This window comes from Paenibacillus sp. FSL H8-0280 (genome assembly GCF_045040665.1).
GTDB lineage: Bacteria > Bacillota > Bacilli > Paenibacillales > Paenibacillaceae > Paenibacillus > Paenibacillus xylanexedens_A.
Genome location: NZ_CP150296.1, coordinates 2,440,877 through 2,460,852, shown reverse-complemented (window position 1 = coordinate 2,460,852; position 19,976 = coordinate 2,440,877). Strand labels below are relative to the sequence as shown.

The 19,976-nt window shown below is 44.8% G+C and carries 17 protein-coding genes; 1 reads left to right on the top strand and 16 read right to left on the bottom strand.

The features are described 5' to 3' along the window. The 15 genes from fliI to MHI12_RS10975 form a co-directional block, all read right to left on the bottom strand. Positions 1–1,320, bottom strand: a complete 1,320-nt coding sequence (gene fliI, locus MHI12_RS11045; RefSeq protein ID WP_036609365.1) for a flagellar protein export ATPase FliI — start codon at positions 1,318–1,320, stop codon at positions 1–3. Beyond that, positions 1,307–2,170, bottom strand: a complete 864-nt coding sequence (locus MHI12_RS11040; protein ID WP_340020007.1) for a FliH/SctL family protein — start codon at positions 2,168–2,170, stop codon at positions 1,307–1,309. The genes fliI and MHI12_RS11040 overlap by 14 nt, the downstream gene beginning before the upstream one ends. Then, positions 2,163–3,179 carry a flagellar motor switch protein FliG gene (gene fliG, locus MHI12_RS11035; protein WP_047842476.1) on the bottom strand — a complete coding sequence of 339 codons (1,017 nt, stop codon included), beginning with the start codon at positions 3,177–3,179 and terminating at the stop codon, positions 2,163–2,165. The genes MHI12_RS11040 and fliG overlap by 8 nt, the downstream gene beginning before the upstream one ends. A gap of 11 nt (positions 3,180–3,190) precedes the next feature. After that, positions 3,191–4,774, bottom strand: a complete 1,584-nt coding sequence (gene fliF, locus MHI12_RS11030) for a flagellar basal-body MS-ring/collar protein FliF (protein WP_074094559.1) — start codon at positions 4,772–4,774, stop codon at positions 3,191–3,193. Between the two features lie 137 nt (positions 4,775–4,911). Further along, entirely contained in the window at positions 4,912–5,223 is a 312-nt protein-coding gene (gene fliE / locus MHI12_RS11025) for a flagellar hook-basal body complex protein FliE (protein WP_017689190.1), read from the bottom strand. A 58-nt stretch (positions 5,224–5,281) separates the two neighbouring features. Next, positions 5,282–5,731 (bottom strand): flagellar basal body rod protein FlgC, encoded by a 450-nt coding sequence (flgC, locus tag MHI12_RS11020; RefSeq protein WP_017689191.1) that lies wholly within the window; start codon positions 5,729–5,731, stop codon positions 5,282–5,284. Positions 5,732–5,737: 6 nt separating this feature from the next. Further along, a complete protein-coding gene (flgB, locus tag MHI12_RS11015; protein ID WP_036670359.1) occupies positions 5,738–6,145 on the bottom strand; it encodes a flagellar basal body rod protein FlgB in 408 nt (135 codons plus the stop codon). A gap of 980 nt (positions 6,146–7,125) precedes the next feature. Continuing rightward, positions 7,126–8,526: an ATP-dependent protease ATPase subunit HslU gene (gene hslU / locus MHI12_RS11010; RefSeq protein WP_338593802.1), complete on the bottom strand. Its 1,401-nt coding sequence runs from the start codon at positions 8,524–8,526 to the stop codon at positions 7,126–7,128. 116 nt (positions 8,527–8,642) lie between these two features. After that, complete coding sequence (gene hslV, locus MHI12_RS11005; protein WP_405172377.1) at positions 8,643–9,185, bottom strand: ATP-dependent protease subunit HslV; 543 nt, start codon at positions 9,183–9,185, stop codon at positions 8,643–8,645. A gap of 26 nt (positions 9,186–9,211) precedes the next feature. Continuing rightward, positions 9,212–10,555, bottom strand: a complete 1,344-nt coding sequence (gene trmFO, locus MHI12_RS11000) for an FADH(2)-oxidizing methylenetetrahydrofolate--tRNA-(uracil(54)-C(5))-methyltransferase TrmFO (RefSeq protein ID WP_370511405.1) — start codon at positions 10,553–10,555, stop codon at positions 9,212–9,214. 51 nt (positions 10,556–10,606) lie between these two features. Then, positions 10,607–12,706, bottom strand: coding sequence for a type I DNA topoisomerase (gene topA, locus MHI12_RS10995; protein WP_124114065.1), 2,100 nt, complete (start codon positions 12,704–12,706; stop codon positions 10,607–10,609). A 116-nt stretch (positions 12,707–12,822) separates the two neighbouring features. After that, positions 12,823–13,953 (bottom strand): DNA-processing protein DprA, encoded by a 1,131-nt coding sequence (gene dprA / locus MHI12_RS10990; RefSeq protein ID WP_341006905.1) that lies wholly within the window; start codon positions 13,951–13,953, stop codon positions 12,823–12,825. A 243-nt stretch (positions 13,954–14,196) separates the two neighbouring features. After that, the gene (sucD, locus tag MHI12_RS10985) at positions 14,197–15,126 is read right to left on the bottom strand and encodes a succinate--CoA ligase subunit alpha (protein ID WP_074094556.1); all 930 of its coding nucleotides are present in this window, start codon (positions 15,124–15,126) and stop codon (positions 14,197–14,199) included. A gap of 63 nt (positions 15,127–15,189) precedes the next feature. Next, complete coding sequence (gene sucC / locus MHI12_RS10980) at positions 15,190–16,350, bottom strand: ADP-forming succinate--CoA ligase subunit beta (protein WP_036609384.1); 1,161 nt, start codon at positions 16,348–16,350, stop codon at positions 15,190–15,192. A gap of 243 nt (positions 16,351–16,593) precedes the next feature. Continuing rightward, positions 16,594–17,049, bottom strand: a complete 456-nt coding sequence (locus MHI12_RS10975; protein ID WP_036609387.1) for a MarR family winged helix-turn-helix transcriptional regulator — start codon at positions 17,047–17,049, stop codon at positions 16,594–16,596. Between the two features lie 435 nt (positions 17,050–17,484). Here MHI12_RS10975 and MHI12_RS10970 point away from each other — a divergent pair, with 435 nt between their 5' ends. Beyond that, the gene (locus tag MHI12_RS10970; RefSeq protein WP_405172376.1) at positions 17,485–19,095 is read left to right on the top strand and encodes a YifB family Mg chelatase-like AAA ATPase; all 1,611 of its coding nucleotides are present in this window, start codon (positions 17,485–17,487) and stop codon (positions 19,093–19,095) included. 241 nt (positions 19,096–19,336) lie between these two features. Here the strand turns inward: MHI12_RS10970 and MHI12_RS10965 are convergent, their stop codons facing one another. Continuing rightward, on the bottom strand, positions 19,337–19,888 hold the full coding sequence (locus tag MHI12_RS10965) for a nitroreductase (protein WP_405172375.1): 552 nt from the start codon (positions 19,886–19,888) through the stop codon (positions 19,337–19,339). Between the last annotated feature and the right edge of the window lie 88 nt (positions 19,889–19,976).

Sequence of the window (19,976 nt, the reverse complement as noted above, 5' to 3'; positions counted from 1 at the left end):
TCATCTCCTTGCAAATTCAAGAATCAAACGTTCCTGTACTTCACTTAAAGTGACTTTCTCGTCGACTTTCTGCTTGGTAAAGTTCCATATACTATCAATCTGGTCTATTGATTCATCAATCGCTGCATTTGAACCTCGCTGATAAGCTCCAATATTGATCAAATCTTCCGATTCTTTGTACACAGCCATCAAACGTTTCATATTATTAACGGCTTCCAACTGCTCTTCTGGAGCAATATCCTTCATAACACGGCTTATGCTGGCTAACACATCAATCGCTGGAAAATGACCTTTATTTGCAATGGATCGATTTAACACAATGTGTCCATCCAAAATACCCCTTACCGCATCCGCAATCGGTTCATTCATGTCATCCCCATCGACCAGAACGGTGTAAAAGGCTGTAATCGAGCCGGTAGGCCCTGTACCCGCCCGTTCAAGCAGTTTGGGCAAACTTGCAAAAACCGATGGCGTATATCCTCTCATTGCCGGAGGTTCACCTACGGCAAGACCCACTTCCCTTTGTGCCATCGCATATCGGGTTACCGAATCCATCATGAGCATCACGTTCATTCCACGATCTCGGAAATACTCTGCAATAGTGGTCGCAATAACTGCTCCCTTAATCCGAATCAGGGCAGGCTGATCTGATGTTGCAACAATGACTACTGAACGTTCCAGTCCTTCCGGACCCAGATCCCGTTCAATAAAGTCGCGTACCTCACGTCCACGCTCACCCACAAGCGCGATGACATTGACATCTGCTGCTGTATTACGAGCGATCATGCCCATCAATGTACTCTTACCAACACCAGAACCGGCAAAAATACCTACACGCTGTCCCTTACCTACGGTCAACAATCCGTCGATAGCTCTTACACCAACACCCATCGTTTCAAGTACACGCGGACGATCCATTGGATTAACCGGTGTATTGGAGGTAGAGTACATCGGCATTCTGGATGGAAGGAGGGAACCGTCCAGCGGTTGTCCAAGTCCGTCCAATACTTTACCGAGCAATTCGGAGCCTACCTGAACGCCGAGTGGTTTACCCGTACCTACTACATCGCAACCAGGACCGATGGATTGAAGTTCACCCAGTGGCATAAGCAGCACTTTGTTATCTCGAAACCCAACAACTTCGGCCTGAAGAGGCTTGGCCGATTTACCAGGATAGATATAACATACGTCACCGATACTTGCATCTGGCCCTTCTGACTCCACCATAAGACCAATGACCTGAGTAACTTTGCCGTTAATACGAACAGGATCGAATTGGCGCAAATGTTCCATATATCGCTGTGAACTAAGAACCTTCATGTTGATTTTTTCGCTCCTCATCCTCAAGTGCTATGCGGACCAGTTCTTTTTTAATCTCAGCAAGCTGTGTATCAATTCTCGCATCTACACTTCCGAACGAAGAACGAATGACACATCCCTTATCTTTGACCGTTGAATCAGGCAAAATCTGCAATTCTGCCTGAGAGTCAATGGAAAGAGACAATTCTTCACGAGCTGCCTGTACAAATGTAAACTGATCAGGTGCCACACAAAGTGTGATCAAACCCTGCTCCCGCTTACGTGACAAACTCTGACGAATCAGTTCCAATGTATGATCGGGTTCAATGGTAAGTTGCTTATCAATGACTTTCTCAGCGATCCCGCAAGCGAGTTCCACGAGGAACGGTTCGGCTTCCTGAATGATCTGATCTTTAGCTACATAAGCTTCCTTGAGCACTTCTTGGGCTTCATTCATCATCTTTTCGATCTGCACCTGGAGATCCAGTTCAGCTTGTACTTTGCCTTCTTCAAAACCCTGTTGGAAACCTTGTGAACGTAGTGCTTCGGTCAGATGTTCATCCTGTTGTCGTTGTTCCTGCCACCAGCTATCGATCTGTTCACGGGCTTCTTGAAGCATGCGCTCCGCTTCTTCTGAAGCTTCACGTACTTGCTTTTCTGCAAACTCCTTGGCATCTTCCAGCATCTCTGCGGTGAGACGTTGTGTTTCTTCGTCCACGCGTGCTTGAAGCGTTTCTGCTTCAGAACCTTCAGCACTATCACCGTATAATTCCGTTTCAGACTCCTCAGTACCACCATAATGATGATGATTTTCAAGTTTTTTACGGTCATCAACGGGTACATACTGGAAAGACTTAATCAAATTAGACAATGATATCATCTCCTCCACCGCGTGCGATAATGATCTCACCGGCTTCTTCCAATCTGCGTATCGTTCCTACGATACGTGTCTGAGCTTCCTCAACATCACGCAATCGCACAGGTCCCATGAATTCCATCTCTTCTTTGAATGTCTCCGACATCCGTTTCGACATATTCCGGAACACGGCATCCCGAACTTCTTCGCTTGCCACTTTGAGTGCGAGTTGCAGATCTGCGTTGTCGATATCCCGAATAATGCGCTGAATCGAACGATCATCCACATTGACGATATCTTCGAATACAAACATGCGTTTTTTGATTTCCTCTGCAAGCTCCGGATCCTGAATCTCGAGTGAGTCCAAAATGGTACGCTCTGTCCCCCGATCGACTCCGTTCAGAATCTGAACGATCGATTCGATACCACCCGCATTGGTGTAATCCTGCGTTACGGTAGAAGATAGTTTTTGTTCCAGAACCCGCTCCACTTGAGAGATGACTTCCGGCGAAGTACTATCCATAACAGCCACCCGGCGAGCGACATCTGCCTGTTTCTCTTGCGGCAAGGATGATAGAATCGCTGCTGCCTGTTCGAATTGCAGGTAAGACAGAACCAGGGCAATCGTTTGCGGGCTTTCATTCTGAATAAAGTTCAAAATTTGGTTCGGATCTGCTTTGCGCGCAAAGTCAAATGGTCTGACTTGCAGCGTAGCTGTCAAACGATTAATGACTTCAAGTGCTTTTGATGAACCCAGAGCTTTCTCCAAGATTTCTCTGGCGTAATTGATACCGCCCTGAGAGATATATTCCTGCGCCAGACAGATCTGGTGAAACTCGGCCATGATCATATCCTTTTCGGAAGAATCAACTTTGCGAACGTTGGCAATCTCCAACGTAAGTTGCTCGATCTCTTCGTCACGCAGATGTTTGAAAATCTGAGCCGATACTTCCGGACCTAATGTAATCAACAATATTGCTGCTTTTTGTCTGCCAGTCAAACCTTGACTGCTTGCCTTTGCCAATGCGCTCACCTCTATTCGTCAGCCAGCCATGTACGCAGCAGATTGACGAATTCGTCTGGCTTTTTCTTGGCCAAACTCTCCAATTGTTTGCGCACCTGACTTTCGTTCGTTACACTGTCCAGCGTAATGGACGGGAACTCTGTTGCTATTGGAAGAGGAATCTCTTCTTCTTCGACTTCGTTTTGTTTGCGGCGACGGCGTACTAACAAAATAACTACCGCTGCGATCAATGCCGCTATGAGTGCGCCTCCACCCCACATCATCGTTGAGGAAAGTTGGAAACCTGTATTGTCTGCAGAGGCAGTCTGGAAGCCTTGTGACATGACTGAAACTTTCTTTGTCAGATCGGCGTCACTTATTACAGTGCCTGAGTCTGCCAGTGAAGCACGAACAATGTTAACCAAAATATTCTCAATTGCGTCCTGAACCGGTCCCTGTAATTCTGTTTCTCCATTCGGTGGTTCAACCGCAACGTTAATGGTTAAGTCTTTTACAGTATACGGACTGGAAATAATATCCTTGGCGATTCGATTAACATCATAGTTTATAGTGCTTGATGATTCTTCGGAGGTAGAGTTACCGGTTGCATCAGATGATGGGTAACCCGGAACTTCCTCTTGTCCTGTGCCAGCAACACCACCTGTTGGATTGCTTGCGCCAGTGTAGCTCTTTTGAATCTCCTGCACACTGATCTCGATGCCTTTCATATTATCTACATCAACAGGTGTGACCAGATTTTCCTTACGTGTTTCTTTGTCAAAATTAAGCTTGGAGGCTACCAAAACATTAACTTTGTCTTCGCCTACAATCTGAGAAAGGAATTGCTTTACGTTATTACGGACATCGTTCTCAAACTTTTTCTGTAGTGCCATGTTCTCTTGAACTTCGGAAGACAACCCGCCACTGCCACCTCGGGCAGTTGGAATCAATTCTGCTTCATCTGTGTTTGTAATCGTGATGTTCTCAACAGGCAGATTAGGAATTGCAGTTTTGACCAAGTTAAAGTAGCCATCTACCGCTGCCTGATTTGGGTGATAACCCGGTTTGAATTGGAGAGCTACCGACGCTGATGCTTTGTCTTGTTCTTCTAAACCAGCAAAGATGTTATCTTTCGGCATATTCACGAGTACTTTAGCATCCTGTATCCCTTGCATCCGCTGAAGTAACTGTTCAACTTCTCCGTTTATAGCGTTGTTGTACTTTACATCAAACTCTTTATCCGTCATCCCGATGGGGGATGATGACTCCTCGAATGACTTATACCCTAATGAACCATTCTGAATAATCCCTTGAGATCCAACGTTCACCTTTGCAATTGCAACACTTGTACTCGGTACGGATATGGTCTTGCCATCTGAACTTAATTTGTACGGAATGCTAGATGAATCGAGATAACTGATCACGCCCGCTGAATCACTTGCATTCAAATCTGTAAAAGCAACTTCATATTCTGTCTTGGACAATTGCATCGTGAGTACAACTGCAGCCAAAATCAGGAACAGGAAGGTGGATATAAATAATATTTTTTGCTTTTTGCTAAAACTATTCCAATACTGGGATGCCTTATCCCTGTACTGGGCGATTCTCTCATTCACTCTGTCACCCCATCCGAAACTTTGCTTAGTCTGTCCTTACTCAACCCTAGCCGTTTCATAGGTTGACGATCAGGAGCAGCATCGCAGCTGCTTTGTTGTAATGATCAGCGCTATTATCGAAGCGCAAGTAGGTTATTTTATAACTGCGTTCGCATAACTTCTTGGTATGCTTCGACCACTTTGTTTCGGACTTGAGTTGTGAGTTGTAGGCTTAACAAGGCCTGTTCGGAGGCAATCATCACCTGATCCACATTCGCTTTGCCGACCAAAAATTGATTCGACATTTCATGCGATTGAGCCTCCTGTGCTGCAACGGACCCTAATGCATTCTGTAAGTATGTACCGAAGCTCTGAATGGTTTCGGCTGGTGTAGAAGGCTTACTTTCGGTTGCACTCTTCATCTGTAGCGGTTGTATCCCCTGTGTGCTAAACATGTTGTTCTGAATCATTAATGTCCCTCCCCTTCATCCCTGGTTTGTATTTTTCTTATTTTCATTTCTAAGCAGATTATCTTCCAATCTCCAAAGCTTTGGAGATCATCGCTTTGGTTGAATTCAGTGCTGTTACGTTTGCTTCATATGAACGCGAAGCAGAGATCATGTCGACCATTTCTTTCGCAATATCCACATTAGGCATAAATACATATCCTTCTGCATTGGCATCCGGATGAGAAGGGTCATACACAGGCTTCAAAGGTGACTGATCCTCGCGAATCTCCGTTACTCTTACGCCATCTCCTGAACCGCTACCTCTCATCTGATTTTGCAGCATCGTACCAAATGACGTTTTATTCGGCTCAAGCACAACCATTTTACGTTTGTAAGGGACCGCTTCACCATTGGATACGCTCGCGCGCGTCGTCTCTGCGTTGGCAATGTTGGAAGATATAACGTCCATCCGCAACCGTTGGGCTGTCAGAGCTGAGCTACTGATACTAAAACTATTACTAATGTTCAATTTAGGTTATCTCCCTTCCACGCCAACACGCATGATTTTAATTTGTTCATTCACTTGCTGAATATAAGCGTTATAACGCAACTGATTCTCCGCCAGAAGACTCATTTCTCTGTCTATATCGACATTGTTTTCGTTGTTATTCATGGAGGTTGACTGGTCCATATTAACTACTGGCGTGGGTACGGAAGAGGAAGGACCTATGACAAAATGCCTTGCATCAGTTACTTTCCCCTTAAGAACAGGCATATCTCCATTCATTTGCCCTTGCAACATTTCTTCAAAAGAAACGTCCGAGCGCTTGAAATACGGGGTATCGGCGTTCGCGATGTTGTCAGCAATTGTTCGTTGTCTGATATTGGACGCATCGAGTGCACCTTGCAATCTTTTAAAGCTGATATCGTTTAAAAGATTCACAATCCCCCTCCTCTCTTTAGAAGTTATGGAAAAAGATTGTATCTTTTCCCTTGAAAATTCTTATGTTTTTTTCGACAAAAACATTCGTCTTTACACGGTTTTCTAGGACTTAAGTAGAATTAACTCTGATGTTGTCGTATAACATAAGTTTCTTCGAGTTTGGGATTTATTACAATAAGAAAAAAGCCCTATCTTTTCTGAAAGACAGGGCTTTTTGTGTATTTTCTGCAAATTATGAATTTTTTCGTAAATGTTCGGGCCCAAAACAAAAGTATGTTAATACTCTTCCTTATTGTTCTTAAACATTCTTAAAATAAAAAAAAACTTTCAAGTCTCAACATGAGCTTATACCGCACGTAATTATGTATATTTCCGAATATTTCATAGTTGATAATGTTAGAATTTTTTGCCGTTATACTAAGGGTTTATGGACATTATGATAGGTATACATACAAAGCTGTATATTAATCAATTGACAAGTAATCTTTCAAGAATGAAGGAAACTCGTCTTTCCCACACAACACTTTCTTAACAATTAAGTGGAGTCTATATATTTTAATTTTAAGAAAACAATTAGTGGCTTCACACTTTTCAACAATTCATCATTTTGCGCATTTACGCAACATTTACCAATCTATCGACTAAACCGATGACCAGACTTGGAATAAGGAAAATTCTTTTAATGGAAATCATTGGGTATGGAATGGAAGAGTAACTACCACTCCGATAGGTTTTAACTCCGTATACATGCGGCACAAGTCCTAGGTTTTGTCGATCCGTATAACAACCACACATCTTTTATCGGTTGTAACATCAAAATCCTTTAGATAGAAACAAAAATAAACGATATGCGTTAAGTAGAGGGCGTTTGTGATTCGCTAAAGGATTGCTTCCCTTTGTGGATCACACAAATGCTCTCTACTCTCTTGCATACCGTTCATTTATAACATCATTTTAACAACTACATGGCTAGCGGCATTTTACAGGATATACTGACTCAAATCACGATCAAGCGCAATATCATTTAATTTCTCCCGGACATACTCCGGAGTAATCACCATACGTTCCAGTGTAAGCTCAGGTGCCTCAAAGGATAAATCCTCCAAAAGCTTTTCAAGAATCGTATGCAATCGACGTGCACCTATATTTTCTGTATTTTGATTGACGGATTCAGCCAATTTGGCAATCTCGCGAATGGCCTCATCCGAGAACTCAATCTCAATATTCTCTGTGCGTAACAGATCAACATACTGCTTGGTCAGTGCATTTTGGGGTTCAGTCAGAATGGATACAAACTCCTCCAGTGTTAGACTGCTTAGTTCCACACGAATTGGGAAGCGTCCCTGAAGCTCAGGAATCAAATCAGAGGGTTTGGCGACATGGAATGCGCCAGCTGCCATAAACAGAATATAATCCGTTTTGACAGGGCCATATTTCGTCATTACTGTAGAGCCCTCTACGATAGGCAGTATGTCACGTTGCACACCCTCACGGGATACATCAGGACCACTACCGCGCCCTTGACTGGCGACCTTGTCAATTTCATCTATGAAAATGATACCTGTCTGCTCCGCCCGGCGAATGGATTCTTGGGTAACATCATCCATATCGATCAATTTGCCTGCTTCTTCCTGGGTCAACACTTTGCGCGCTTCTTTGATGGCGAGCTTGCGCTTTTTCGTACGACGAGGTAAGAGGCTGCCAAACATCTCCTGCATGTTCATGCCCATCTGATCATTACCTTGTCCAGCAAACATGTCCATCATGTTAGGCGCAGTGTCTTCGACATCAATCTCAATGATGTCATCCTCCAACTTGCCGGACAACAGATCAAACTTGATCTTACGGCGGCGTTCGGCAACCCCAGTATCCGGTTCTGGCTCATCCTGTTCCTGAACGTTGTTGCCATTATTACCAAAGATCATTTCAAAGGGATTACGCTGATTCTTGGACTTAGACTGTGAAGGAGCCAAAATATGTACAATTCGCTCATTGGCAGCTTCTTCAGCTTTGTCTTTCACTTTTTCAGTCCGCTCCAGCTTCACCATCCGCAGTGATGTCTCAATCAGATCACGCACCATCGATTCAACGTCACGGCCAACGTAACCTACTTCAGTGAACTTGGTAGCTTCCACTTTCACAAATGGCGCACCTACCAGTTTAGCGAGGCGACGGGCGATTTCCGTTTTACCCACACCGGTAGGTCCAATCATCAAGATATTTTTGGGCACAATGTCGTCCTGAGTGTGCTCAGGCAAAAGGCTACGCCGATAACGATTACGAAGAGCTACCGCTACCGATTTTTTAGCTTTCTTTTGACCTACAATATACTTGTCAAGCTCTGCAACAATCTGTCTCGGTGTTAACGCTTGAGTATTCATATTGCTTCCCTCCTACCAGTATGTTGAATTTATTTTTCCTAACAAGGACAAAGAATCCCCTAGACGTCCTGGAGCAGATTACAGAATCATGCTCCACTACGGGAGATTTCTTTGGCTTATAACTCTTCTACAATAATATTATTATTGGTATATACACATAACTCCGAGGCAATCTGAAGTGATTCACGCGCAATATCTTTCGCTTCCAGGCTTACTGCATGACGTTTCAACGCACGCGCAGCAGATAAGGCAAAGTTTCCACCTGATCCGATAGCAATAACGTCATCATCCGGTTCGATAATCTCCCCACCGCCTGAAATGAGCAGCATACCTGATTTGTCCATCACAATCAACAGTGCCTCAAGCTTACGCAAGATCCGATCCTGACGCCAATCCTTGGCAAGCTCTACAGCAGCACGTTGCAAGTTACCATGGTGCTCCTCCAGCTTACCTTCGAATTTCTCAAACAGGGTGATCGCATCCGCCACAGAACCAGCAAAGCCAGCAACAACCTGTCCGCGGTACAAACGTCTTACCTTCTTGGCTGTATTCTTCATCACAACACTTTGGCCCATGGTCACCTGACCATCTCCTGCGATTGCAGCCTTACCATTATGACGAACAGCACAGATCGTTGTAGCATGAAATGACATATCCATGATATCAGCATCCTCCCACGAATAATTTATACGCGTTCCGGAACAGTTAGACCTTCTGCCGCAGCAAAACTGGTGATGCCATCCAGGGCACGCTGTGCAAGAGCTTCATTTTTTTCCTTTTTGTTACGAATCTTTGTTTCAAGCTTCGGCAACAAACCAAAGTTTGCGTTCATTGGTTGGAAGTGCTTGAAGTCAGCAGTTGTAATATACTGAGCCATACTGCCAAGTGTTGTTTCTACCGGCAATACTACCAGTTCCTGCCCAAGTGCTGCTTTGGCTGCGTTCATACCGGCAATCAGCCCTGATGCAGCAGATTCCACATATCCTTCTACACCCGTCATCTGACCTGCAAAGAACAGGTTTGGACGCTCTTTAAACTGATACGTCGGAAGAAGTAGTTTAGGAGAGTTAATAAATGTATTACGGTGCATTACGCCATAACGAACGAACTCTGCATTTTCAAGTCCAGGAATAAGGGAAAAGACACGTTTCTGTTCTCCCCATTTCAGATGCGTCTGGAAGCCCACCAAGTTATACAGGGTTCCAGCTGCATTGTCCTGTCTAAGCTGAACAACCGCATGTGGCAACTCCCCTGTATGAGGGTTAACCAGACCTACCGGTTTCATTGGACCAAACAGAGCCGTCTGTTTTCCGCGTTTCATCATCACTTCGATTGGCATACAGCCTTCAAAGTAGATTTCTTTCTCGAACTCTTTCAATTGAGCGACTTCAGCAGTAATGAGAGCTTCATAGAAGACATCAAACTCTTCTTCTGTCATCGGACAGTTCAGATATGCCGCTTCGCCTTTATCATAACGTGAAGCCAGATACACTTTGTTCATATCAATTGAATCTTTTTCGATGATCGGTGCAGCTGCATCATAGAAGTAGAAATACTCTTCCCCCATTAATGCCTTAATTTGCTCAGACAATGCTGGTGAAGTCAGCGGCCCCGTTGCAACAACAACGATGCCATCTTCCGGCAGAGAAGTTAATTCCTCATTCACCACTTCGATGAGCGGATGCTGGTGCAACGTGGATGTAATCTCACCTGAAAATCCATCCCGGTCCACAGCAAGCGCCCCACCTGCGGGAACTGCATGTTTGTCTGCTGCTGACAATACGAGAGAATTGAGCATTCTCATTTCTTCTTTTAACACACCTACTGCATTGGTCAATCCATTCGCACGCAGTGAGTTGCTACATACCAGTTCTGCAAATTTATCCGTATGATGAGCTGGCGTTTTCACAACAGGTCTCATCTCGTATAATTTCACGCGTACGCCGCGACTTGCAATCTGCCAGGCCGCTTCTGTTCCTGCCAGCCCGGCACCAATAACGGTTACTTGTTGTTCATTCGTCAAAATCATTTACCCCCATAAAACAATTTCAAAATTCACTAAATTTGATTCGCATATATATTAATCTGCTGATTCGTCATCCGGTTCATCCACCGGCTCCTGATGATCACATGAAGTACACTGCAACCGTGCTCCCTTTTTGTTCCGCTTTTCAATCATTAGCGATCCGCAACTTGGACATGGTTTGGCTGAAGGTCTGTCCCATGAGACAAAATCACATTCAGGATATTTGTCGCAACCGTAGAAAATACGTCCTTTTTTGCTACGACGCTCAACAACATGACCTTCCTTACACTTCGGACAAGTCACGCCGATATCCTTGATAATCGGTTTGGTATTCCGGCAATCAGGGAAGCCAGAGCACGCAAGAAACTTGCCAAAACGTCCGAGTTTATAAACCAGCGGTTTGCCGCACTTCTCACAGATCTCATCCGATACTTCGTCTTCAATCTCGATTTCTTTCATTTCTTCTTCCGCAAATTCAAGCCGTTTCTCAAAAGATTCATAGAATTCTGCGAGTACTTTGACCCAATCCTCGGAACCTTCCTCCACATGGTCAAGATCACCTTCCATGTTTGCGGTGAACTCTACATTCAGGATTTCAGGGAAAAACTCTTCCATCTGTTCGATGACCAGTTCACCCAGCTCGGTCGGCATGAATTTCTTTTCCTCAATTGCAACATATCCGCGCTTCTGAATGGTCTCCAGTGTTGGCGCATATGTACTCGGACGCCCTATACCCAATTCCTCAAGCGTCTTAACCAACCTTGCCTCCGTATAACGGGGTGGCGGTTGTGTAAAATGCTGTTTTGGCTCAATCTCCTGTTTCTCAAGTACATCTCCACTTTTCAACGGAGGCAGCAGACGATCTTCATCGGTTGTACCATCGTCGTTTCCTTCAACATATACCTTCATGAAACCTTGGAATCGTACCTTCGAACCTGCTGCACGGAAAATGGTGTCCCCCGCAGCAATATCGACAGAGAGTGTATCCAGAATAGCCGAAGACATCTGGCTCGCTACAAAACGTTCCCATACCAGTTTATACAACCGGAACTGATCACGACTCATGAACGACTTGATTGAGTCAGGGTCACGCAGAATTGAAGTTGGACGAATCGCTTCATGCGCATCCTGAGCATTAGCTGCTTTTTTGGAATAGTTTCGTGGAGTCTCAGGTGCAAATGGCTCACCATACTTACCAACGATATATTCTTTGGCTTCTTCTTGTGCAGATGCTGCAATTCGTGTGGAGTCCGTACGCATATACGTGATGAGACCTACTGTGCCTTCTTTTCCAAGGTCTACACCTTCATATAGTTGTTGGGCGACCGACATCGTCTTGGAAGCTCTGAAATTCAATTTACGCGCCGCTTCCTGTTGCAGAGAACTCGTCGTAAACGGGGCGGACGGGTTACGGCTCCGTTCTTTCTCTTTAACTTCCTTAATCGTAAAGTCTGCACCTTCGATCTGTTTCAGGATCGCTTGCACTTCCGCTTCACTGCCCAGCTCTGTTTTGGCCCCGTTCAGTTTATGAAACTTGGCTTCAAACGGATTGCCGTCTGCTGTCAGTTTGGCGGTAATGCTCCAGTATTCTTCCGGCTCAAAATCATCAATTTCATTTTCACGATCTAAAATGATTTTAACAGCCACGGACTGAACCCGGCCTGCAGACAAACCTTTTTTCACTTTCTTCCATAATAACGGACTAATTTTATATCCAACGAGTCGATCCAGAATACGTCTTGCCTGCTGCGCGTTAACCAAATCCATATTGATTTTCCGCGGCGTTTTGAACGCATCTTTGACCGCCTGTTTTGTAATTTCATTAAATACAACCCGGCAATCTGCCGTATCGTCCAGTTCAAGGGCATGGGCCAAATGCCATGCGATAGCTTCACCTTCGCGATCCGGGTCAGCTGCGAGATACACTTTTTTCACTTTCTTCCGTGCATCCTTCAGTTCTTTCAAGATTGAACCTTTGCCGCGGATCGTAATATATTTCGGATTAAAATCATTCTCTACCTCAACGCCGATCTGACTCTTTGGCAAATCGCGAACATGCCCCATCGAAGCTTTTACGATGAACTTGCTGCCTAAATATTTGCCTATCGTCTTCGCCTTTGAGGGCGACTCCACGATTACGAGTGCATCCGCCATAGGTTCATCCTCCTCTCAGTCATGAAACTGTCATGAAACTGTTTCTGTAAGCTTATGCATAGTTAATAACTTCTGCTAATTATATATTTCCACGCACTACGTAGGTTGTAGCTTCGTCATACCCTCGCGTATTTGGTGCCTGGTAATTGGCTAATCTGCTTTTTTATGATTAAAGATAACAGAACTGAATGCAAATGTCCAAAATCCCAACCAAGCAGCTCAACCAGTTGATCCAATGATTGTTCTCCCTGTTCCAACAGATAAATTACGCGTTGTTCATCTGGAGAGAGCTTAACCTCAGCGAATATCCCTCGCTCGGAAGGCTCGGTTGTTTCGGTCGAACGTCCTCTATTGTAAGGAAGTTGTTCTGCATTTGGCAAGCCCAATCGATACTCTTCCAATACATCTGCTGCACAAGTGACCAATTTGGCTCCTTGACGGATAAGATTGTGTGCTCCCCGACTTTTCGGCGATGTAATAGGTCCAGGGACTGCAAATACATCCCTGCCTGCTTCAAGCGCAGCATCTGCTGTAATGAGTGAACCACTGCGAATGTCAGCCTCAACAACCAATGTTCCCAGTGTCAGGCCAGCAATGATTCGATTCCGTTCCGGAAATAATCCTTGGCGCGCTCTCGTACCTGGTGGATATTCCGACAAAAGCAACCCCGTCTCCGCAACTCGCTCAGCAAGGCTTGTATTTTCGGGTGGGTATATATTATCAATCCCTGTTCCGAATACTGCAATCGTTTTTCCTTTAGCACGTAGTACTGCCTCATGACATACGCTATCAATACCGCGGGCAAGCCCGCTTACAATCGTCAGTCCTGCATTGCATAATTGCTCTGCCAGCTTTTCTCCAACTTTGCGTCCATACACGGTCGGCATACGAGTTCCCACCATGGCAATAGACGAATCGTGTAGCAAACTAACATCCCCTCGAGCATACATTACCCAGGGAGGCTGAACGGTTTCCTTCATTAATATGGGATAATTCTGATCCAGATAAGTAATAACCTCTATCCCCTGATTGTAAACGTGTTCTCTTTTACTCTCAATCCAGTCGATAGTAAATTGGCTAGTCAAACGTGCAGCTTGATCTTTGCGCAAGCCTGCTGCGACCCAGTCGCTTTCCCCATAATTCAATAGATCGGGTAATTCATGTTGTCCCAGAATAAGTTTCGAGATTGTTTTCTTGCCAATACCCTCCATCTCATGTAACCCAAACAAGATCCATCTTTCTTCCATACCATAAACCTCCCAAAGCGGGAAGAGATCTTCCCTCATATTGTGTGTTAAGTGACCACGGAATGCAAGCGTTTACGCAGATGAGGGACAATTCCTCCCCCTTTTCCCGTAAAAAAACGCAAAAAAGCAACCCTTCGCCCTGTTTAAGGACAAAAGGTTGCTTACCTTTTCCGTAACCATAATAGTCGGTCTACCAGAAATAAATCATTTCCGAGCCGTTTCTTCTATTATAACGAAAAAGAATTAATGTGTCGTGCACAAATTCAAAATACCGCGTTCCTCAAGTACACTCACCAAAGTCGAACCCATCTCAGCAGGAGTTGGTGCTACTTTGATTCCACATGATTCCAGCTTCGCAATCTTCTCTTTGGCTGTACCTTTACCGCCAGAGATAATAGCGCCAGCATGGCCCATCCGTTTGCCTGGAGGCGCTGTTACGCCACCGATAAAGCCAACAACCGGTTTGGTCATGTTTTCACGTACCCAATCTGCAGCATCCTCTTCAGCTGTACCACCAATCTCACCAATCATGATGACCGCATGAGTCTGTGGATCTTCATTGAACCGTTTGAGGATATCAATGAACTCGGAGCCTTTTACAGGGTCTCCCCCGATTCCTACAGCAGAAGATTGTCCAATGCCACGTGTCGTCAGTTGATGAACGGCTTCATAGGTAAGTGTTCCACTACGGGAAACAACGCCTACGTGCCCTGCCATATGGATATAACCAGGCATGATACCGATTTTACATTCTCCTGGTGTAATGACACCTGGACAGTTTGGTCCGATCAGGACAGTATCTTTACCTTCCATAAAGCGGTCAACCTTGATCATGTCAAGAACCGGAATACCTTCTGTAATACAGATTACGAGGTCCAGCTCAGCATCAACAGCTTCCATAATGGAATCTGCTGCAAATGCAGGAGGAACGTAAATGACGCTCGCTGTTGCGCCTGTAGCTTCCTTCGCTTCCTGCACAGTGTTGAACACCGGCAGACTAGCTACTGTGCCGTCTTCCAACGTGATATCCACATTAGTTCCGCCTTTACCCGGTGTAACTCCGCCTACCATCTGGGTTCCGTAGTCCAATGCGCCCTTCGTGTGGAACATTCCCGTTGAACCCGTAATGCCTTGCGTAATGACTTTTGTATTTTTATCGATCAAAATACTCACGTTGCTTCACATCCTTACGGTTATTTTTCAATTCCCGGACAGCTCCGGTACTAAGGAATGAACTTATTTTACGAGGGCAACAATTTTCTGTGCACCATCGGCCATGGAATCAGCAGGAACGATATTCAGGCCAGATTCACCCAGAATACGTTTGCCAAGCTCCACGTTAGTTCCTTCAAGACGAACAACCAGCGGTTTGGTCAGGCCAAGCTGCTTCGCGGCTTCAACAACACCATTGGCGATAACATCACAGCGCATGATGCCACCGAAGATGTTAACAAAGATTCCAGCTACTTTGGCATCGGACAAGATGATCTTAAATGCTTCAGTCACCTTCTCCGTTGTCGCACCGCCCCCAACGTCAAGGAAGTTGGCCGGGTCTCCACCGTAGTATTTGATAATGTCCATCGTTGCCATCGCAAGTCCCGCACCATTGACCATACAGCCGATGTTGCCATCAAGTGCTATGTAGCTGAGGTCGTATTTGGAAGCTTCGATTTCTTTTTCATCCTCTTCATCCAAGTCACGCAGTTCCAAAATGTCTTTATGACGGAACAGGGCGTTGGAGTCAAAGTTTAATTTCGCATCTAGCGCGATAACGTTTCCATCTCCGGTAACAACGAGAGGATTGATCTCGGCAATAGAGCAATCTTTTTCGACAAATGCAGTGTACAGCGCCAGCATGAACTTAACAGCTTTGTTCACCAGTTCATTCGGAATCTTAATGCTGTAAGCCAGTTTACGGGCCTGGAACACTTGCAACCCAATGGCAGGGTCAATGATTTCTTTGAAAATTTTCTCAGGTGTAGCTTCAGCTACTTCTTCAATCTCAGTACCGCCTTCTTCGGAAGCCATCATAACTACACGGCCTGTGGCACGGTCCACAACAACACCCACGTAATACTCTTTGCGGATATCGCATCCTTCTTCAATCAGAAGACGTTTCACTTCTTTACCTTCTGGTCCAGTCTGGTGTGTTACCAATACTTTGCCCAGAATTTCGGAAGCATAGGCACGAACTTCATCCGTACTCTTTGCCACTTTTACGCCGCCGGCTTTACCCCGGCCACCTGCGTGAATTTGCGCTTTAACAACAGTCACCGGACTGCCCAGTGCCTCTGCGGCCGCAACCGCTTCATCGACTGTATAAGCAACCTTTCCGTTTGGAACGGTAACTCCATACTGTTTCAGTACTTCTTTTCCTTGATATTCATGGATATTCATTCTCGAATCCTCCTATCAACATGACTGCAACAAGGCGGGTTGGTAGACTAACAAAAGACAAATGTTGACTATTTTCACTTAAACCCAATTCATTGTAACACGTTTTTAAAACGCTTTCCTTAAAAAATTAATGTTTAATAGACAGTATTTTGATATGAGTATGATCCCATATTGTGAATGCTTGGGTATATATGGAAAAAACCTCAGCTAAAAACTGAGGTTTTCTTGATGTAAAACTACATTTTATTTTTTGGCTGCGTTAGTGTTGGTTTCGTGAACTTTCTCCAGTAATCCTTTGAACTGACCCAGCAATGTTTCAAACTCTGTACTGTTCAAACACGCATCTCCCTGAATGGATTCAGGTATGGATAATGCCTTGTTCCGTAACTCACGGCCGGAGTCGGTTAATGTAATTAATACTTTTCGTTCATCCTGAGCCGAGCGTTCGCGATTAATAAGTCCTGCTGACTGCAAACGTTTGAGAAGTGGTGTCAACGTTCCCGAATCGAGATAGAGAGCCTCCCCGATCTCCTTAACCGTACATTCTTCACGTTCCCACAAAACCATTAACACCAAATACTGGGAATACGTTACGCCAAGTACCTCCAGATAAGGCTGGTACATCTTCGTAATCTCACGTGAACAAGCATATATGGCAAAGCATAATTGGTTATCCAGCTTCAAACTGTCAGTCTGCATATGTCTTTCTCACCTGCCTATTGTGCAATCTATTCCTAATAATACAGGAACTATAGATCTATACTATCACAAAATAGAAAAAAAACAGAATAATTGAGCACAAATGATTTTACTATTCAATTTAATTATGATAAATTAGATTGTGTAAAATATAAACATAGGTAGATAATCAGTAGTTCATCCCCATGATTTAACAACAATAATAGATAAGTCCATCGAACAGATTCACGCACCATTTTCTCCAAAATTATTTAATGATTTCCTTCCAGAAATAAAATTCAGGGATCAGGAAAGATGACTACAGCAATGATAATGACAGGTTGACTCCATGATTCCTTTTATATAAAATGCTTAGTAGAAGCTGAGGAAGCACCTTAATTCGTAGACTGGCCCGTATTATGCGGAGTCAAGAATCGAGTGAGGTGTTTCTTTGTTATGTACGGAAAATTACACAGTGCGTGTTTGTACGGAATCGATGGTGTTCTGATCGAGGTGGAAACCGATTTATCCAATGGTCTGCCACAGACATCCATCATCGGTTTACCGGATTCAGCCATTCGTGAGGCCGTTGAACGTGTCCGTGCAGCGATTAAAAACTGCGGATATCAGTATCCTTTACAGCGGATCACAATCAATCTGGCCCCCGCTGATCTACGCAAGGAAGGATCTTCCTTTGATCTAGCCATCGCTATTGGTTTACTTATGACAAGCGGCCAGCTTGTACTTCCTCCCCGGGAACGAACACTAGTGGTTGGCGAACTGGCGTTGGACGGTTCGATCAGGTCCGTGCCGGGCATTTTATCCATGGTGGATCTGGCCAAACGACAAGGCTTTACTTCCGTGCTCCTGCCTTTGGATAACGTGGAGGAAGCGTCACTGATTCGAGGTATCCAGGTGTTTGGCATTCGTCATTTACAGGATATTACTCCGAAAAATCCAGATCAACCCGCTAGTTCAGTGGGAATACCAAATAATACAAATGCAGGACCAGTCGTGTTGAAAAATTATGCTCACCTCGCTGCTCCTATAAAAGATAAGACTCATAAGATGGCGGATAGGAAGCCAAGACAAACACTATTATTTGCAGATGACTATAGTGATGTTCTGGGGCAGCACCATGTAAAACGCGCGCTTATGATTGCTGCAGCTGGCATGCATAATATACTGCTCGTTGGACCGCCAGGCACGGGCAAAACGATGTTAATCAAACGTCTACCCTCCATCCTTCCACCTTTGTCAGAAGATGAAGCGTTAGAAGTAACCAAAGTATTAAGTGCCGCAGGCAAATTGAAAGAAGCTCCTCAAGGCCTGATTGCAGATAGACCTTTTCGCTCGCCTCACCACACGATATCCACCTCTGGTCTGATTGGAGGCGGTGGTATCCCAAAACCGGGTGAAGTAAGTCTTGCCCACCGGGGCATATTGTTTCTGGATGAATTACCTGAATTCCAGCGCCAAGTGCTTGAGGTATTAAGGCAGCCGTTAGAGGATCGCACAGTGACAATTAGTCGGGCTCGCGCTGCATTCACCTTTCCGGCCCAGTTCATGCTTGCATGTTCCATGAATCCCTGTCCCTGCGGATATTTGTCCGCTCATTCGGAGGAGCAACGCTGCATATGTAGTCCAGCCCGTGTTGCCGCGTACCGAGCCAAAATTTCAGGACCACTGCTGGACCGCATTGATCTTCAGGTTGAGGTTCCTCCACCAGGCGAGTGGCGCAAGTCTGCTGCTTCCCCTTCCTCTGAAGAAATGCAGTCAAAAGTGATCCACGCTCATCAAATTCAGGCTACACGTTATGCCAAAAGTTCGGTTCGTTGGAATAGCCAGCTTTCTGGCACGCTTTTGCGACGAACGATCCATCTCCCCCAAGAGGCAGAGCAACTGTTAGAGCAAACGCTGCAAACGTTAAACCTGAGCATGCGTGCACATGATCGGATTATCAAGATGGCACAGACCATTGCCGATCTGGACCATGAAGGTGAAATTGTGACCGCTCATGTGGCTGAAGCCATCCAGTATCGTCAATTGGATCTTAATTTATTTTGAAGCTATTTTAGAAGCATATGGAGGAAAGAACAGGCCGATTTACCCAAAGGCAGTGAAATGGGCATGAAACTGCAGACAGCAGAGGAAGATCGAGAAGGATTTCTTATGCAGATTCTACAATGCGGATACGCCAACATGACAAAAAACGTACAAGCCCTTCTCTTCTGTGAAGAAAGGTACTTGTACGTGGATCTCCCTGAAACATAAGGGATCGTATATAGCTAAGGTCTACAATAATATATTATTCAAAAAGAGTGAGTTTCTCCTTGGCTGGTGTGCGTTCTTTGGCAGAAGGAATAACATCAGGGTATCCCATATAAATCATACCTACAATCTTCTCTCCCGCCTCTATTCCAAGCGGTTTGCGGAATTTGGGAGCGTACAAAAATGGCTTGGTCACCCAGAACGTTCCAATGTCTTCACTCCAGGCTGCAAGCATAAAGTTCTGAACCAATGCACTGACCGCAGCGAAGTCTTCGTCCCAGATATTCTGTCTGGGATCTTCTTCCAGAACAACAAGCATAACGGATGGAACTTGCATAATATTGGCTGAGAATTTGTTGTCTTCTCCCATTTCTGCATCAATAGCCTCAGCCAGTTTCTTCCGTCCATTTCCGGTAAACAACAAAAATCTCCAAGGTTCACGCAGTTTATGGTTAGGAGCCCAGACTGCGGTGTCCAGCAATTCTATAATCTGCTGTGTAGGAACAGCTTCTTTTTTAAATTTTTTCACCGTACGACGGTTTTGAATCGCATTTCTGACTTCATTTGTTGTTTTCGTAGTTTTACTCATCGGCCGTACCTCCTGTATATTATATGATTTGTAACCCTAACGATGGTTTAGGTCTGGAACAATTCGTTTATGACAAATCAAAAGATTA

Excerpts from the sequence above, each read along its gene's own strand:
- dprA (WP_341006905.1), bottom strand. The coding sequence starts at position 13,953 with ATGGAAGAAAGATGGATCTTGTTTGGGTTACATGAGATGGAGGGTATT.
- MHI12_RS10975 (WP_036609387.1), bottom strand. The coding sequence starts at position 17,049 with ATGCAGACTGACAGTTTGAAGCTGGATAACCAATTATGCTTTGCCATA.
- MHI12_RS10970 (WP_405172376.1), top strand. The coding sequence starts at position 17,485 with ATGTACGGAAAATTACACAGTGCGTGTTTGTACGGAATCGATGGTGTT.
- hslV (WP_405172377.1), bottom strand. The coding sequence starts at position 9,185 with ATGGATATGTCATTTCATGCTACAACGATCTGTGCTGTTCGTCATAAT.
- topA (WP_124114065.1), bottom strand. The coding sequence starts at position 12,706 with ATGGCGGATGCACTCGTAATCGTGGAGTCGCCCTCAAAGGCGAAGACG.
- trmFO (WP_370511405.1), bottom strand. The coding sequence starts at position 10,555 with ATGATTTTGACGAATGAACAACAAGTAACCGTTATTGGTGCCGGGCTG.
- hslU (WP_338593802.1), bottom strand. The coding sequence starts at position 8,526 with ATGAATACTCAAGCGTTAACACCGAGACAGATTGTTGCAGAGCTTGAC.
- fliI (WP_036609365.1), bottom strand. The coding sequence starts at position 1,320 with ATGAAGGTTCTTAGTTCACAGCGATATATGGAACATTTGCGCCAATTC.
- fliE (WP_017689190.1), bottom strand. The coding sequence starts at position 5,223 with ATGATTCAGAACAACATGTTTAGCACACAGGGGATACAACCGCTACAG.
- MHI12_RS10965 (WP_405172375.1), bottom strand. The coding sequence starts at position 19,888 with ATGAGTAAAACTACGAAAACAACAAATGAAGTCAGAAATGCGATTCAA.
- sucC (WP_036609384.1), bottom strand. The coding sequence starts at position 16,350 with ATGAATATCCATGAATATCAAGGAAAAGAAGTACTGAAACAGTATGGA.